The following is a 585-nucleotide window of genomic DNA, read 5'->3' as shown; positions in this document are numbered from 1 at the left end:
AAATCTGGTCTTCTTCTTTCAACCATCGTATAATAAACGAGTCCGAATACCTGATTGTCTCCGCCTTCGGTCGCGAATATCGCGTTATCGGGGAGAGAGTTCATCATATTATAAGAATAATCATGATTGCTATAATCTTTTGAATTGTTATTTCTGCTCAAATTATTTATAAATATTGGAATCATTATAATCAAAACGACTATTAAAGAAAGCGCATGTCCGCTTTTAAAAGAATTTATAATTTCCTCTTTTGAAGGATTTTTAAATACATTTTTTATATTGCCGTTAAAATATTCAATATACCATTGGATGCCGAAACCGATTATAACCATCATATACAAAGTAGCGGGAAGAAAAAACACTTCGACAAAAGACAAAGTTCTAACGCTTGGAGGCGGATTCGTATAAGCCATAAGCGAAATTGAAAAACTTAAAAGTCCGAATACCGAAAATATTCCGATAAATTTATTTTTTTTGAATATTTGAAATAATCCTGGAATTAAAAATAAAAATCCTAAACTCGTAAGTTGGGTTTTGAATATATTTATTAACGCGGCAACCTGCTCGGGATGAAGAATAAAAACA

General features: G+C 31.5%; 1 pseudogene. It reads right to left on the bottom strand.

The annotated features are described in order from the left end of the window. Positions 1 to 585: pseudogene (locus EZH24_RS13230) on the bottom strand (DUF2723 domain-containing protein); the annotation flags it as partial.

The organism is Brachyspira catarrhinii (assembly GCF_005518285.1).
Classification (GTDB): Bacteria; Spirochaetota; Brachyspiria; order Brachyspirales; family Brachyspiraceae; genus Brachyspira; species Brachyspira catarrhinii.
The sequence above is the reverse complement of the archived record's forward strand: the minus strand, read 5'-3'. Positions and strand labels throughout refer to the sequence as shown.